Below are 13746 nucleotides of genomic sequence, written 5' to 3' on the forward strand. Positions count from 1 at the left end.
TCGTCACCGGATTATCTGCACCACGATCCCTGCCAACTGCAGGACCACAACCACCGCCAGGCCGAGGAAAGCATTCCTTCCCAGCCAGCGGTTCTGTCGCTCTTCCAGCACACGGATCCTTTCTTCGTGGTCCTCAATGGAGCACTTCTCAAGTACGCGGATCCTCTTCTCATGATCATCGAGCTGACAGCTCATCTTGTCAATGCCTGCACGAACATGCTTGACATCGTTGTGGGTCTCAATTATCTTGTCATAAGTGTCAGTATCGATCTCCATTATTCCACTGCCTTGAGCTTGCATTCGTAATGATGAACTGTAGAGTTGAACAGTCGGGTAATCGGTTTGATAGACAATACATCATAAGAATGGGAATAACCAGGAACCGTGCTGCTTATGGTGTCACCTGCTTCCACAGCAACACCAGAAGGTAGTATCACAGAGACCTCTGAAACACTATGCTCCCCGCTTTCAAGCACGTCTATCCGGCCAGGTTCATCGGATGTCAGAAAACGGCAGGCTGATACGGTGCTGTTCTCTGCATAGACAGGAGAACCGTATTCGTCTGTCCCGGTCTGGGTCCTTGAAATAATGGTGCATTCGTGGATCAGACCAATGGTATGGATGGTCATTCCTATTCCTCGCTGTTCACCGTTCTGATACCACTTCTTCCATATGGGATCGAGAAAGCCCGATGTTTGTACCTGTTTATGTATGAAGTGGCCTTCTCACGATGCATCTGTATGTCAGCATCAACATCGTTTGACTGCTGTTCGGACCCCAGTTTGACCTGCTTTGCAAGTTCACCGGTGTACTTCATTCGTTCCAGAACGGTTGCAGCTGAAAGATGTATGCAGGCTATGTTCAGTGCAGGTTCCGTGCTCTCCGTACTCGCACCGGTTTCAAGAGAGATCTCTGCCGATGTGTGAGTTATGATGGCAAGTATATCATCATCCGTTACGGATTCCGGAGATACGATCGTTTTTACTTCTGACACCGAGCATAGCATCTAGGTTCACTTTCCGGTTGCTTTTCTCTTTGGGGTCGTTTCTTCTTCGAGTATCACAAGGGTATTACCCATTCTTTCAGCTCTTTCTGCAGGAATATCGAACATATCTCCCTGCCTGAACTTCATTTCCTTTCCATCGATATCGATAGCAAGGTTTTTCACGTTGACCTGGACCTTGACCATGTTTTCACCTCAGATTGCACTGGTCTTGCAGATGGCTACGTCCTGTTTTATTCTCAGGATTCCTGCACTGTAGACACGACCGTTAAGATCGCCTGTGTCTGGGTGTTTTGAGTCCACGCCATGCTCTGTCTTGAAATCAGATGTCATGTAGAAGTCGACATAAGGTTCTCCGACGTTCTCTGTTGGGCATACAAAACCTGTACCTGCAGTCAGTGTGTTGGTACCGAATACCTGTCCGCCGTTGAGCATGTCCAGGATATCCGGCATTTCCTTGATACCGTTTGCACTGCGGCTGGCCATCAGTTGCCTGCGCTGTGTGGTTGCAAGTACCCAGTTGAAGGAGAGACTGTCAACAGGAATACCATCATCGTCCATGAGTTCATAGACACCTGCCAGTGCATCGGTGGCATTGCCATATGTCCCGAAGTCCTTGCTTACAGCATAATCGTTACCTGCTCCCTGGTAAAGTCCATTCATATCATAATTTGTACCGTCATTGCTGACACCCATCATGATAGCCGCATTCTCTGCCTTTGCTGCCTTGTATGCTGCAGAGATGGAAGATGCTTTATCAACATCCACTCCGCTTCTAAGCCAGCTTTCATAAATGCGCCTGTCAACCGTGTAGTCCTTCCAGTAGACAGGTATTTTGGAGTTGGTAAGGGAAACTTCGATCTTGTCCTCGTTACCATCACGGAAACCATATGATACGTATCCGTCACTGACGTCTGTTATTCTACCCCAGTCAACGGAAGTTATACCGAATCCCTTCTCCGAGGTCACATGTACCAGTTTTCTTCCGATAAGTGCGTTCCTGAGAGCAGGGACAAGAGAGGAGTCTATTTCTTTTGAGAATGTTGCGAGTGCGTTTGTCATGTTTTTCACCTCATATGAGACTCAGTACCACAATATCTGCAGCAGCTGAGCTTGCATCAACTGATTCCTCAGCGATGGCCACTATCTCGTCGGTTCCGACAATGCCTGCTGCAAGCTCTCCGTCAGCAGCTGCCTTAAGACGTGCACCTTTGGTCACGTTCTGACCTGATGCAAGGCTGCCAACAATTAGGAAACTGCCTCCATAGAGGACAGCAGCCATGTCATCCAGTGCGTAGATGGTATCGACGTCAGTGGGCATGAATGCAGGATTGGTCTGCTCGTATCCGAGCCATCCCATTGTAGCACCAGCTGCGGTGTTCACAACCATATCGTCATCATTGGTACCTTTCTTGACAAGCCTACCTGGGTACATGTTAGCGGCATTTTCGATCTTAAGCTCCTGTTCCAGAGGACTTCCACCAGCCACTATCTTGTTTGCTGGCTTCACAACACCTGAGTATGCCATTATTCCACCACCCATTCATTCTTGGTGCTGTCCCATCTACCTACGGTACCCATGCCTGTTGAGCTAGGGTATTTGACGTTCTCAGCTGTTGCTCCGAGCTTTATGCTTCCCAGGTCCTCAGCAAGCTTTTCGATATCCGATGCTGACAGGTGCTGGTAATCTTCATCCTTTGTCTCGAGGTTCAGATTCTTCCTGGCAGCAGTGAGACTGCCCATCGCACTGACCCTCCTCTGCTCTTCCTTGTATGCTACGATTTTGGCAGTGGCGATCTCATCAGCTTTACTTGCCACCAGCTCCTGCACCTTTTCCAGAGGAACGGATATGGCTTTGTCTTTTTCATATGAAGCAACCACTTTTTCGAGATTATTAACCTTTGTTTCAAGTTCTGTATTAGCAGCCTTCAGATCCTCGATATCCTTATCTTTGGCTACATTGTCCTTTTCGAGCTCAGCAAGTTTTTCGTCCGGTGAAGGATCTCCACCGCTGTTAGAATCGTCTTTGTTATCTGTCATAGGATCACCTGATGCGATGATTTTGAATTGATGAATGTTACGTACCGCTACCTTTCCATCTTCTGATGCTGCTATGTTCCAGGTTGCCTGCTCCCACGCAGGGTTCTGGACAAGGGTCAAGGACCTGGCCTGGACTCCACTAGCCCAGTTATCATCGATAGAATCGGCCAGAGAATAGACACTCCATGTGTTTTCCCAGGTTCCATCCTGGATCTTTCTTTCAGCTACGGAGTCGGTTACCGATGCTCTTGCTTTGATCTCCGAACCTTCACGCCAGGCATCGACAATCCTTCCGATCTCAGCATTTGGGTCTTCAGAAAAATCACAATCGTGGGGAGCATCTCGTGGGCATATACGAAGTACAGAGCCTTTGAGAGAGGAGATGGCATTATCTGCTTCTGAAAATGGAATTCCCCATCCGTTTTTGTTTATCTCGCCGAGTGGAAATGCAGTGCCTTCAATAGTGATAGCCATCGGCGTTAAAGTACAAATACAACGGGTATAAAAAGATTATACAACTGAAAACTAGAGTCAACTACAGTTTCAAGTCTCGGTATTGATTGTTTCGTTCAAAAAAAGTTCAATTAAAAGACAATAATGACATTTTATTACTGATTCTTATCCCAATTTTACTACTTACAGCTAAGTTAAAAAGGCACATTGTCTGGAATCGTTCATTCATCATCTCTTAATATTTGACAACTATTATTCATCAGTCTCGGTGAGTAAATCTCTAAAGTCTAGGTAGCCACTGGCAAGTAATCTGTCAACAAATTCCGCTGCAGTTTTATATGCCACATCGTCCGTACTTTTAAGTGCGGTGCCAATGATAATTCGCATATGATCAACAAAACTATGAATTCGCCATTTATTCTTATCACTTTCAAAGATTTGAGCTAAACATTTAACTGTAAAGAGTGGCATGGTTTTTGAGAGTTCAGCCAAGCGCTCTATAACAAGGTGATCTGGATCAATCTTACCATTGGTTAGTTCAATAAGGTCTTCAAGCTGTGAAATAGCCCAGTCATCGTCAAACTTTGCGGAGACGAACCACCAACCAAAACTAACAAGTTCGGTGTTTATATTGTCTTTTTTTGTGGCGCGAATTGCGTTGATACGTGTTTCCCATAATTTCTTTAACCTCTTAAGAATCTCGGAATCAATGCTTTCCTTTGAATTATAGAGATTTCGTCCAATAAACTCTATAGCTTGTCCACGAAACTCTTCAGGAGCTTTTGTAAAGAAACGTGTAAGCACCCCATCCGGCTCATCTATATCTAGCTTACCACGCCAATAATAAGTCATTGTGTGTTCAACAAGGTTTTTGTCATAATTAAACAAAGGCTTTTGATCTTCAGATAAAGACTCAATATTGTCAATTGCACGACTATACTCCTCTCTCAATAAATCTAAGACATTATCATAGGGTTTACAGTAGACAATATAGGTCCTCCATGCGGCATCATGTAAGTTTCTATCCATTGGGAAAATCTTTGTTGTATTCTGAGCTGCCCATTTTTCATCAAGCAGAACTAGCCAAGGGAACCATTGACCGTAAACAGAATGGATTGCTAACGATGGATCTAAATTTGGGTCGAGATGACGTTCAAGAACGTCTCTCACTTCTGGCATTTCTTCGAACCCACTATCAACGCGCTCTTTACTGTCTGTTGTTTCCTCAATATGCTTCCTTATCCATAGTGCATAGCGCATTACTGCACGCATTGCTGCACCACGAGTCGTGTTAATTGAAAGCATAGCGGGACTCATATTTGAACCCCCATACTTCTCTTCATGTTCCATCGTTGGGTCTGGGTCATCAGTGATGGGGCTTAATACATCCCACGCAGCAGTGCGTAGGTCAAACGGGATCATATTTAATTTGAAAGCGATCTCTAACAGGTCTGCAATAACTTTCCGGGTCCATCCCCTATCAGGATCTGTATCCATATCCTCAATCTTTCTTTCTAGAATTTCTCGAGTTTGATCAATTATCCTGTGACAAAGATCGAGTACTGGTAGCCATTGAAAAGTTTTCTTTTGCTTTAATGCATCGCGAAAACCAGAGAGTAATGCACGTGTATATGTAGGGTCTAGATTCTCAAATCGTCCAGCTTCGATAGAAAAGGGTTCTGGTTCCAAGGATACTAGTTCGGTCAGTTGGCGACCAAGGCCTTCTGGAGAAGCACTCATGGGAGATTCAGATGGCGACCATGAATTCAAAAAAGATATAAGTTCATCTATATTCATGGATTTGAGGTCTTCAATGGCTTTCGGACTGATTGGCCCAACCCATCCTTTGCTAAAATAAGAATAAAATTCAGGATGATCAAGTTCACCGAATTCTCCCTTGAGAGTATTGAACTGTTCTCTCCATTCTTGATCCAGAAATGCTTGAATTGGCCATAGTTTTTTGTATTGCCATCTTCTGACATAACTTTCAATTTCTTCAGTATGTGGTTGATTTCCATATTCTCGTTCCCGAAGATCAAACTTTTTACCCACATCGACAGCTTGCTTTATCATATCTAGATAGGCTTTTTGAACCATTGGGGAAAAATTGTCGAACTGTTCTGCAACTAATAGATAAAATTCATGATGTAGATGGATATCATCAAAAACATTTGGGTTAATTACCAAATTAGCAGTACCATCTGGATCAATTTCTGGCCATTTGCGTCTTAAATACAGGCCAATACGTTTAAAAAGCTTGAATGTCTGCCCCTCGATGATTTCTAATACAATCTTGCCATTTGTTTCTATCAATTCATCTGCTACATCCCTCACCGCTGATACAATCAAATCATTTATTTCATGGATCCTGTGATTTTGATCATGTTCTTCTATAGCAGGTCGCCAAATGAAAGAATATTCCTCTACAGTTTCATCCGTAGATTCGTCACTGAAGCGGATTACATCAACTAACAAATCACATAGTAACTTAAGTGCATCCTCCTTCGCGGTTATAACAAGATCTGGCATGTTATTTTTGAGAATCTGTTCATAATACCAAATATCGAAGCGAATAAATGGACTAGAAGGCATTAATGAGATATTTTCTTCCTTATACTTCCTCATTGTTGGATTTACAGCAAGCAATGTACGAGCTAGGTTAAGCGCATAATTCACTTGGCCACCACGTGCGAGGTGACTTATTAGCTTGCCATATATTTCAGGAAGGAAATATAAGTGCTGCTGGGATTTAATCCAATCAATTTCTTTTTTGATCAATCTTACAGCTAGGTCAGGTGGCATTGCAAGCGCTGCTTCGGCAAAATCTTCATGCACACGAATGTTCTCTGTCTCTGGAATTTTTATAATAGTACTAAGAACAAGTTCAGGTGATTTCGATGCCATACGTACTAGATATCTTGATTCGGGCCAAGGTGGAAAACTGATGTAACCTTCTTCTTGCTCAGGTAGTGGGGGGTGTTGAAACATACCATTACTATATAGTGGTTCAATCCACTCGGGAGACGTTAAATGATTAAAAAAATATACATAATTAACAGCTCTTTTCCGAATTTGATTGAGAGCTTTTTCGATAATTTCTGGCTTAGGCATTACTCTCACCCTCTAGAATTAATTCGTCAATCTCCTTAATGTCGATAAAAGTTTGTGGAAGCAATCTCTCAAGAAGAAATATCTCTAAAGCTTCCAGTTTTTGATAAAAAATTTCACTTGTAGTGATTTTTTGGTGATGTGAAACGCCTTGGAAAAAATCTCTAATTTCGGACCATTTTTTGATGTTTGAATCCTCTAAATAGTTTGGCAAAGTCAGTCCAGAAATATCAAGTTCTCTCAAAACTTTAGCAACCTCTGCTTTTCTACGAGGGTAGTGATTATTGTACCATTCAAAAAAAGAGTCTAATTTTGATAATAGTTTGGAAAGTGGTCTGTCAATTTCACCTTCCCATTTTTGGTTATTTAAAGTCTTGGATTTATTAAGTGCATTTAACCAAACACCTTCTAAATCAATCACTTTGCTTTTGAGTGATTCACCGTGTGCTTTCATTGGTACATCCAAGATTGATGGTAGCTTTTCCATTAGTTCACGGGCACCATGTGCTGCAAGAGCTAAATGATCTGGATTTTCATTTTGTTTTAGTGCTATTAATGTTCCTAGATAAATAGTAGCTAACATCTGATTTTTACCTAATAGAACTCTATATAGATCTAGCTGTTGTCCAAGCAACTGCATTTTAGTCTCATCATTTTTTATGACTAACACCATAGAGTTTTGATTAGCTTCAAGTGATTCATGCTGCTTCTCTGACATACTGACATTTTCCAACTTTTAATATTACGTGATACAAATATTAAGTTTTTGAAGTTATACTGAGTTTATTTTCAGCCTTACTTTATTGCTAAAAACTATTAAACAAATATCTTATAATGCTTTAATTCCAGAATCTAATAACGCATTGAATGTCTCCTTTGTACCCTCTTTAGGCACAAAAATTACCATCCCATCTCTTCCTCTGCTAAGAATTACACGATAACAATTTAGAGTCACTTGCATAGGATCCTTAGATTTATATCTGACTCGTCCTCTTTTTGACCACTGATCGTTTTCCCAATAAAGGTCATCGCCCCAACAAACAATTGGTAAATCAAGTTCCAGTCCCTGGCATTGGAATTCAGTAGTAGGTAAGTTGAGTCTGCAACAAGAATACTCTGAATCAGGCTCATCGTTAAACCAAGGACCTGGCTTTACCCGTTGCATAGCATAAAAAGCGTTGTCAATTCCGTATTTCTCTAAGTTTTTGGCTTTAGATGAGCAGATAAAACCATATCTTTTGTCACTACATTCAGAATATCTCTCTGTAGCATAGTTTTTTGCAACATCGATGTTGTTTGTAACGTAAACATTAAAGTTTTGCTTTTCCAAGTTCATTGAGATTTTTTGAGCAAGTTCTAATTCCCCATTTAAAAAAGCATCTATCCACTTATCAACATCTTCTGCTAAATGTGATCTCAATGTTGCATTTAGGTTTAGTTTTTCGCTTGTGACAATGTCCTTAGCATCTGAAAATATATGTTCGATCTTACTTGGACAGTGAACAATCCATTCTCCCTTTGTCTCTTTGATGGCATCGTTCCATTGAACTAATCCACTTTCTTCGCCTAGATGAATTTCTTGTCCCTCTCCAATAAGACCAACTAACAGAGTTCCATTAGGTATTTTTTCACCAATACTGAGGAAATCAAGTGGTTCAGAATTGGAGTGATTTCTTTTTTCTTTAACTCTTTCTGCGTCCCACGCCCTTTGAGCTTCATCGAAAATAATAATATTTTCATTTGGGAAGTCTGTGCTATTTCCACCATATTCTTTTAGAAATCCATGAACATCTTGAACAAATACTTTGCTTTTCAAAGTATATTGTAGGACCTTTACCAAGGGCCCGTTACCAGAAAGAAACACAGCATTCTGTTTATTCTCATCAAAATTATGTGAGTTGTAAACGACTTGTAAACCAACAAGCGTTTTTCCAGAACCAGGAACGCCAGTTACTAAAGCTAAGTGTTTTCCATTTTTGTTTAAAATCTGGTTTGATATATCCTTTAATTCGTCTACGGCGTCATTTACCCCTAAACTTTCAGCTTTTCTAATTTGGGGCAACGGTTCATGATCAAAAATTAATTTTGCAGCTGAAATCAATGATGGTAAGGGAGCATAACGGCTATTGATCCATTTATCAGGATCTATAAGGTTCCCATCTGTTGTTTTGTTTAAAACTTCATGCAATTGTTTTGGCGACACAATGGTAACACCTTGTTTTTCAATTGCAAGATTTTCCATGAATGTGATTAGCAATATGGGTTCAAATTTAACATTAGCAGACCCCGCATGATAATTTGATAAATCTCTTACATATGCTTTCAATTGATCTATATGCTGCTGTTCTGCGTATTTCATATCTTTACATTCGATAATGAATATTCTATCTTCAGCAATAATGAGAATATCTGGTCTTCGTCCTCTTTCTCTTGGCAATTCATATTCAAATACTAAATACCATTCCAAAGCATTCGGCTTTTTTTCTATCAAAAGAGGCAATTGGTTTTTAAGGGTATCATATTCATTTTCCCATGCTGTGACCTGTAAACCTGAAGGGTTACAATTCATACATTGGGAATGATGTAAAGATAACGAATCAATAAACTCTGACTTTTTTACATCCATAAACTGATTTATTTTTCCTTTCCAACCAAATTTTTGCATACTGATGTAGATATCACTGTAAGTATATAAGTATCACTAAATGATTACGTGTAGACCCTTTTCTAACATTATCCTTTTCTCAATATCCTTGTCCAATATAATCTTAGATATCCGATATTTCTCATCAAATCTGTCAATATTCTCAAAGGCTTTCTCCACAATCTTCTCATCGGCCAGTTCCTTAAGGAATTCACCTTCTTGATTCATCTGATGAAGAAAGTCACGGTTCTCGTACTCTGCATCAGGATCGATTTTCCTTGTAATAGACACCGGTTTTAGACTTGATCGACAATGGTGATGCAAAGGAGGCCTGTATAAATCTAGAGAATGTAATTTTGTAGAGAATATTGTACCATGTAAAGCTCTGCACTGATCACTTGTCCTGTCATCAAGTTCAGCATCAAACTCAACGTATTCCACTCCCCGCTGACGATATCGGTACACAGTTGTATTGGTGGCAACATCTGCAGTGAAAGTCCTGGCAAATCTAATTGCCTTGTATCGTTCTCCTTCCCAGAGGTCTACTATCCTTTTGGCCAGCTGGTTGGGGTGCATCGTATAGATTGCTTCATCTTTGAGCATCTGGACGATAGATTCTACAACATTATCTGCCAGCTCTGTGGATATCCTCACAGCTTCTTCTGTTAGTACGTATGAATCTTCGATTGCAGCCGCAGAAATCTCCTTAAGTTGTTTGTCGGTGTACAGTAAAGATTGTTTGATGATCTTAGTGATGATATTGTCCAGTTGATTCACGTAGGTCTTGGAGCCAAATTCTCTGTGGACATTGCGGAAAAGCTCTTGCTTATAGTTCATGGTCCTTAATCTGAATGCTCTCTTTATGGTGCGATCTAGAAGCGAGATAAGCTGGTTCTCGACCAGGATTAGTTCTGGAGATTTCAGGAGTGACATCTTATCGCCAGATCAGTCCCCTTCCACAGGGAATCCACCCCATTTGAGAAGCTGTTCTTTTGTAAGAACGCCACTATTGTACCATTCTATCACATCACGGGATTCCAGCTGTGGTCGGCTAAGCTCCTCGAATTCTATCCATACAGAATCTTCCGTTTTGTTCATGAGTCGAAGACGCATATTGATGGCACTGTTGGCGATATTCCGGACAATATGCTGCAGACCTTCAAGAACGACCATTCGGTCCTCTTCAGACACATATCCGGCAGCATAAGTAGACCCTTTTGTATCTCCCATGCTGAGAGGAGATTGTAGCAAACCTATCTGGATATCTGTTTCAAGTGATTTTTTGAATGACATTACGTCCAGAGATCCCTTTGCATCTACGGGAATCACATCCAGACCCACTGCAGCAATATCCTCGTTCTCCGAGAGATACTTGTGCTCATCAAGCCAGGCATCTATGACCTTCTGAGCATCCTCGATGCTGACAATCTCCTGCTCGACCAGTTTCTCAAGGAGCTTGAAGTCGATCAGATACCTGCCATTGCCGTATTTCTTCACAAAAGAAACGTATCCATGGTTGATGTTTAGCAAGTTTCGGATACTAAGCTCAATAGGTTCCATCATGGAAGCACCATAAATACCGTATGTATCTCGCTTGAGAGGATCCTTCTGAACAGTATCCCATGCATTGTAGGATCCACAAACCACATCACTGATCTTCAAGATCTTTCTTTTGGCCTTGTCACTTTCATTGATAACAATAGATCCAGTGGGGGGTGTGAGGATTTCTTTAGGGTTCATTTCGCCAACAGTAAAATCCTCAGGAAGAATAGTTGTATTCTGCATGAGCAGGGGTATTAGAGAGAATGTCTCTGCGTTCCCGTTGGGTAGTGCCACATATGTTCCGTCCCTGCAGAGAAGCCTGGCAAGTGTCTGCACCTGCTCAAGGAAGTTGACCTTAGTGGACCATCGCTCAAAATCTTTAATGATCTTGGAACCGGTTCCATCAAACTGCATGCCTTTTACCAGGGAAAGTGCCAGTTTGTTCAAAGATGTGGAAACATGTGGCGTACAGGTTGAAAGTTGCTGGTAGTACTTGAACCGGTTATCAGTATCAAAGTTCTGATATCCTCCGAACTTCGTCGATGTATCTGTCCTTTTCACACCAGCAGAGGCCATGAGGGTAATTGGCTTAGTATTTGGACCATTGATTGTGGCATTCAGACGGACCATGGCCCCTCACAGGTGATTCTTGATTAGATCCTTTGCTTCTGCAGTGGTGATCTTACCGTCTTCTAGTGACTGCAGGACTTCGTAGACAAAAGATTTCTTCTCTTCTGTGGTCTTGTTTTTCCACCAGAATTTTGCTCTTATGGCTATGCCTGTACTAATTCCTATCAGAAAAGTAGCTGCTTCCGTTGCATATGATTCTATCATGGTTTTCTGCTCCTGGGTTCATGTTGACCACACCACTCATTTGAGGGAACTACCGGAAACCCTGCCTTCGCAACAGGAGACTCGCGTCTGCAAAACCCATATGTAATTGCCGTTGGTTTAAAAAATGTGCATGTAGAACAGGTATCACTCATGCACTGAAATCAGAATGCTGCAACTATATAAGTTTAATACACATTCCAGAAGAAGAGAACTTACAAATCGTCGTTCTCTATGAGTTCAGAAAAGTTGGGATCGACTACAAACAAAGCACCGCATGTTTTGCAATAGTATGATTTTCTTCCAGAAGGGAGGCGGATAAGATTGGGATGATTGTATTCACATCTTGCAAATAGTTTATCACCTTCAATCTCTACGGTTGCTATCCAGGACATGTTGTTGCCTCGTAAGTATTCTGTAAAAACAGTACGTTCCGACCTTATATATATTGTGTGATGCGGGGTAATCAATGTGCTTCAATGCGATTTTGTTTTTGAAGGATTATTTCTTGTTTCCTACATGTAGAAAAGTTTAAATGTTATCCTATTCATTAAAGTTATACAGTAACAAGATTAAAAAAACAACAAAAATTAATTCATGTAACTGCATCCACATCCTTATTCTATTTTGTGGCAAGCACAGCGTAGAATTAGAATGTAGATATGGATAGATGAATTAATTTTTCTTGCTTTTTTCTTTTTGTTGCGAAATCCAAGAAAAGAGGCAATTAAAATGGATATTGCAACACACAGACTTACATGTATAGAGCAGACTATCGATTATGTTTTTAATAATCGAGATTTGTTAGAAGAAGCTTTCACTCACCGTTCATACAATCCAACAAAGAACAATGAAAGATTAGAATTCGTGGGTGACAAAGTTGAGAATGCCATAATTGGAGTTCATCTATTTGAAAACTACAATATAGATGAAGGAATTCTTTCAAAGCTGACAAGCTATTTTGTAGACAACAAGCGTGTTCTTCCAAGATTATGCGTCAGTTATGGATTCGATAAACTGATAAAAATCACCGATTATGAAAAAAACACAAAGAATAGTCGTGAAAAGTGGATCCCTTCTCTTTGGGAAGCATTGATTGGAGCAGTCTTTATTGATAGTGGAAAAAACTGGTATGCCACTGAAAAAGTTATTCTTCACCTTTATGGGGAAGAACTGATTCTAGATGACGAAAGAATAAAGGACATTCTCCGCACTGATCCCGTCACTGTTGTAAAAGAACATTGTGATGAATTTGGATATCTCCTTGAATTTGATGAAAAAAGAGTCGGTGGTTTTGATCATGACCCCGAACATGTTGGATATGTTTGGATTAATGGCGAAGAGTATCAGGGAGATGTTGCGAGAGGTAGTAAACAGAAAGCTAGAGAAAATGCATGTGAAAAAGTGATATCTATCCTTGGATTGAATTAAGCTATAAGAAGATTGATATAATCTTCTTTTTCAATTTTTAAGGCTATTTTGACCAATGCCTGCTATATTTGCTTAATCGTCGTATCGTTTCCCGATAACAATGCTTTCTCCTTTTTATAGACTAAAACTAGAAATTAAATGTCGATATATAAAGGTATTTAAACTCAAATGTAGTAATATATTTAATGAAAAAAAATATAGGTGTTTTAATAACCATCGTAATTTCTTTTCTGTTCATGAATCTTGTTTCGCTGTCAACAAATGCACCAACAAGTGAAGTTGAAGTTGCAGATTTGACTTTAGACAGCATATATGAAAATACACCGAAAGCATCTGGAGAATGGGGCCAAATCCAAGAAAACACATATTTTTATTCAAAGTTATCTCTTGGACTCGTTGGGATAGCAACAGGGATTGCAGGTTTCTTAGGTTTTTGCAACAAAGTTAAAGATGCATTTTAATAATTGGTGTTGAATTATCACAATGTCAATAATTTCTTTTCTTTTTTCAGTTTTTCGATCACAAGTTCTGCAGTCTCTTCAACCTGTTTCTCCCTTTGATTATTCTGCATTTTAGAATAATACTCTGCAATAAAGTCCACTGCCTGGCTCTTGTTGCAGTCCTGCTCTTTCATTACCCTGTGAAGTACTGCGGTCGTATTCTTGCTAACAGTTGCATAGAGTTTTGGTCTCAT

The 13746-nt window shown here is 40.5% G+C and carries 17 protein-coding genes; 2 read left to right on the top strand and 15 right to left on the bottom strand.

Annotation, left to right across the window (positions count from 1 at the left end; all coding sequences use genetic code 11):
• Positions 1-3: 3 nt before the first annotated feature.
• The 14 genes from RE476_RS02675 to RE476_RS02740 form a co-directional block, all read right to left on the bottom strand.
• Positions 4-276 carry a hypothetical protein gene (locus tag RE476_RS02675; protein WP_309308858.1) on the bottom strand — a complete coding sequence of 91 codons (273 nt, stop codon included), beginning with the start codon at positions 274-276 and terminating at the stop codon, positions 4-6.
• Positions 276-629: a hypothetical protein gene (locus RE476_RS02680; RefSeq protein WP_309308859.1), complete on the bottom strand. Its 354-nt coding sequence runs from the start codon at positions 627-629 to the stop codon at positions 276-278. Before RE476_RS02680 ends, RE476_RS02675 begins: the two co-directional genes overlap by 1 nt.
• Before the next feature lie 2 nt (positions 630-631).
• On the bottom strand, positions 632-994 hold the full coding sequence (locus RE476_RS02685) for a hypothetical protein (protein WP_309308860.1): 363 nt from the start codon (positions 992-994) through the stop codon (positions 632-634).
• A gap of 18 nt (positions 995-1012) precedes the next feature.
• Positions 1013-1189 (bottom strand): hypothetical protein, encoded by a 177-nt coding sequence (locus tag RE476_RS02690; RefSeq protein ID WP_309308861.1) that lies wholly within the window; start codon positions 1187-1189, stop codon positions 1013-1015.
• A gap of 9 nt (positions 1190-1198) precedes the next feature.
• The gene (locus tag RE476_RS02695; RefSeq protein ID WP_091938234.1) at positions 1199-2065 is read right to left on the bottom strand and encodes an encapsulin; all 867 of its coding nucleotides are present in this window, start codon (positions 2063-2065) and stop codon (positions 1199-1201) included.
• 10 nt (positions 2066-2075) lie between these two features.
• Complete coding sequence (locus RE476_RS02700) at positions 2076-2531, bottom strand: structural cement protein Gp24 (protein ID WP_309308862.1); 456 nt, start codon at positions 2529-2531, stop codon at positions 2076-2078.
• On the bottom strand, positions 2531-3517 hold the full coding sequence (locus RE476_RS02705; protein ID WP_309308863.1) for a GAS domain-containing protein: 987 nt from the start codon (positions 3515-3517) through the stop codon (positions 2531-2533). Before RE476_RS02705 ends, RE476_RS02700 begins: the two co-directional genes overlap by 1 nt.
• 231 nt (positions 3518-3748) lie before the next feature.
• Positions 3749-6607 carry a hypothetical protein gene (locus RE476_RS02710; RefSeq protein ID WP_309308864.1) on the bottom strand — a complete coding sequence of 953 codons (2859 nt, stop codon included), beginning with the start codon at positions 6605-6607 and terminating at the stop codon, positions 3749-3751.
• Positions 6600-7322, bottom strand: a complete 723-nt coding sequence (locus tag RE476_RS02715) for a hypothetical protein (protein ID WP_309308865.1) — start codon at positions 7320-7322, stop codon at positions 6600-6602. Before RE476_RS02715 ends, RE476_RS02710 begins: the two co-directional genes overlap by 8 nt.
• A 111-nt stretch (positions 7323-7433) precedes the next feature.
• Positions 7434-9269 (bottom strand): DNA/RNA helicase domain-containing protein, encoded by a 1836-nt coding sequence (locus RE476_RS02720; protein ID WP_309308866.1) that lies wholly within the window; start codon positions 9267-9269, stop codon positions 7434-7436.
• A gap of 36 nt (positions 9270-9305) precedes the next feature.
• The gene (locus tag RE476_RS02725) at positions 9306-10181 is read right to left on the bottom strand and encodes a minor capsid protein (RefSeq protein WP_309308867.1); all 876 of its coding nucleotides are present in this window, start codon (positions 10179-10181) and stop codon (positions 9306-9308) included.
• Between the two features lie 12 nt (positions 10182-10193).
• A complete protein-coding gene (locus RE476_RS02730; RefSeq protein WP_309308868.1) occupies positions 10194-11420 on the bottom strand; it encodes a hypothetical protein in 1227 nt (408 codons plus the stop codon).
• Between the two features lie 6 nt (positions 11421-11426).
• A complete protein-coding gene (locus RE476_RS02735) occupies positions 11427-11624 on the bottom strand; it encodes a hypothetical protein (RefSeq protein ID WP_309308869.1) in 198 nt (65 codons plus the stop codon).
• A 212-nt stretch (positions 11625-11836) separates the two neighbouring features.
• Positions 11837-12016: a hypothetical protein gene (locus RE476_RS02740; protein ID WP_309308870.1), complete on the bottom strand. Its 180-nt coding sequence runs from the start codon at positions 12014-12016 to the stop codon at positions 11837-11839.
• 337 nt (positions 12017-12353) lie between these two features.
• Here RE476_RS02740 and RE476_RS02745 point away from each other — a divergent pair, with 337 nt between their 5' ends.
• Positions 12354-13052: a ribonuclease III family protein gene (locus RE476_RS02745; protein ID WP_309308871.1), complete on the top strand. Its 699-nt coding sequence runs from the start codon at positions 12354-12356 to the stop codon at positions 13050-13052.
• A gap of 185 nt (positions 13053-13237) precedes the next feature.
• A complete protein-coding gene (locus RE476_RS02750; protein ID WP_309308872.1) occupies positions 13238-13513 on the top strand; it encodes a hypothetical protein in 276 nt (91 codons plus the stop codon).
• 17 nt (positions 13514-13530) lie between these two features.
• Here RE476_RS02750 and RE476_RS02755 read toward each other — a convergent pair whose 3' ends face one another.
• Entirely contained in the window at positions 13531-13746 is a 216-nt protein-coding gene (locus tag RE476_RS02755; RefSeq protein WP_309308873.1) for a hypothetical protein, read from the bottom strand.

Origin of the sequence: Methanolobus mangrovi, assembly GCF_031312535.1 — an archaeon.
In the GTDB taxonomy this organism is placed as follows: domain Archaea; phylum Halobacteriota; class Methanosarcinia; order Methanosarcinales; family Methanosarcinaceae; genus Methanolobus; species Methanolobus mangrovi.

What these genes read in the sequence shown, in the direction of transcription:
- RE476_RS02710 (WP_309308864.1), bottom strand. Translation starts at nt 6,607, where the DNA reads ATGCCTAAGCCAGAAATTATCGAAAAAGCTCTCAATCAAATTCGGAAA.
- RE476_RS02720 (WP_309308866.1), bottom strand. Translation starts at nt 9,269, where the DNA reads ATGCAAAAATTTGGTTGGAAAGGAAAAATAAATCAGTTTATGGATGTA.
- RE476_RS02680 (WP_309308859.1), bottom strand. Translation starts at nt 629, where the DNA reads ATGACCATCCATACCATTGGTCTGATCCACGAATGCACCATTATTTCA.
- RE476_RS02755 (WP_309308873.1), bottom strand. Translation starts at nt 13,746, where the DNA reads ATGAGACCAAAACTCTATGCAACTGTTAGCAAGAATACGACCGCAGTA.
- RE476_RS02700 (WP_309308862.1), bottom strand. Translation starts at nt 2,531, where the DNA reads ATGGCATACTCAGGTGTTGTGAAGCCAGCAAACAAGATAGTGGCTGGT.
- RE476_RS02690 (WP_309308861.1), bottom strand. Translation starts at nt 1,189, where the DNA reads ATGGTCAAGGTCCAGGTCAACGTGAAAAACCTTGCTATCGATATCGAT.
- RE476_RS02730 (WP_309308868.1), bottom strand. Translation starts at nt 11,420, where the DNA reads ATGGTCCGTCTGAATGCCACAATCAATGGTCCAAATACTAAGCCAATT.
- RE476_RS02675 (WP_309308858.1), bottom strand. Translation starts at nt 276, where the DNA reads ATGGAGATCGATACTGACACTTATGACAAGATAATTGAGACCCACAAC.
- RE476_RS02735 (WP_309308869.1), bottom strand. Translation starts at nt 11,624, where the DNA reads ATGATAGAATCATATGCAACGGAAGCAGCTACTTTTCTGATAGGAATT.
- RE476_RS02725 (WP_309308867.1), bottom strand. Translation starts at nt 10,181, where the DNA reads ATGTCACTCCTGAAATCTCCAGAACTAATCCTGGTCGAGAACCAGCTT.
- RE476_RS02705 (WP_309308863.1), bottom strand. Translation starts at nt 3,517, where the DNA reads ATGGCTATCACTATTGAAGGCACTGCATTTCCACTCGGCGAGATAAAC.
- RE476_RS02740 (WP_309308870.1), bottom strand. Translation starts at nt 12,016, where the DNA reads ATGTCCTGGATAGCAACCGTAGAGATTGAAGGTGATAAACTATTTGCA.
- RE476_RS02695 (WP_091938234.1), bottom strand. Translation starts at nt 2,065, where the DNA reads ATGACAAACGCACTCGCAACATTCTCAAAAGAAATAGACTCCTCTCTT.
- RE476_RS02745 (WP_309308871.1), top strand. Translation starts at nt 12,354, where the DNA reads ATGGATATTGCAACACACAGACTTACATGTATAGAGCAGACTATCGAT.
- RE476_RS02750 (WP_309308872.1), top strand. Translation starts at nt 13,238, where the DNA reads ATGAAAAAAAATATAGGTGTTTTAATAACCATCGTAATTTCTTTTCTG.
- RE476_RS02715 (WP_309308865.1), bottom strand. Translation starts at nt 7,322, where the DNA reads ATGTCAGAGAAGCAGCATGAATCACTTGAAGCTAATCAAAACTCTATG.